Genomic DNA, 557 nt, shown 5'->3' with positions numbered 1-557 from the left:
ATACTGTAGTCGCCCTTCAGCGGTCCTTCCACAAGCAGACTCTTGAGCGCGGTGCCTTGCTCTTTTTGGGTTCCCAATTGATCGGCGTCAAATTTCACTCGATCAGCAAGGCTCGTCCAGCGTTGAGGAGGACGATTGTGGTTGCTCCAAAAGCCCACCTTCCAAGGTCGCGCATCTGGCGATACTGGAATATCTCTGTATTTTTTGTTGTCAAGCTTGACGACAACTTCAATATTGTCGCCGAATATGTCCCTCGGAGAAAGATCGACCGGAATATCAAATCCGCAAAACTCTGTAGCAAACCCTGCAGATTTAACGTCCATCCGCAATTTATCGGCTATACCGGTTCCTACGATCTGGCCGGCAATCTTAACAGCAACAGTCGGAGCGGGTGAGTTACCGTTGGCCAAGATCACCCAGCCAGCTACTCGCTGCAGCGTCAATTCGTCAACCATACCTCTCAGCTTTGGACGGACGATGCGCCCTAACTGCTGCGCGCCGTTCGCGATTGTGGCTTTTGTTTCAGCAATACTTAATTTTACATCACGCATCTAGAT

General features: G+C 50.3%; 1 protein-coding gene. It reads right to left on the bottom strand.

Going from position 1 to position 557, the window contains the following annotated elements; genetic code table 11:
- A partial coding sequence (locus AB4Z23_RS28020) for a hypothetical protein (RefSeq protein ID WP_441361245.1) occupies positions 1-455 on the bottom strand: 455 nt, incomplete at its 3' end.
- Positions 456-557: the final 102 nt, after the last annotated feature.

Origin of the sequence: Agrobacterium sp. MCAB5, from assembly GCF_052114365.1 — a bacterium.
GTDB classification, from domain to species: Bacteria; Pseudomonadota; Alphaproteobacteria; order Rhizobiales; family Rhizobiaceae; genus Agrobacterium; species Agrobacterium tumefaciens.
This window is presented reverse-complemented; position numbering and strand designations above follow the sequence as displayed.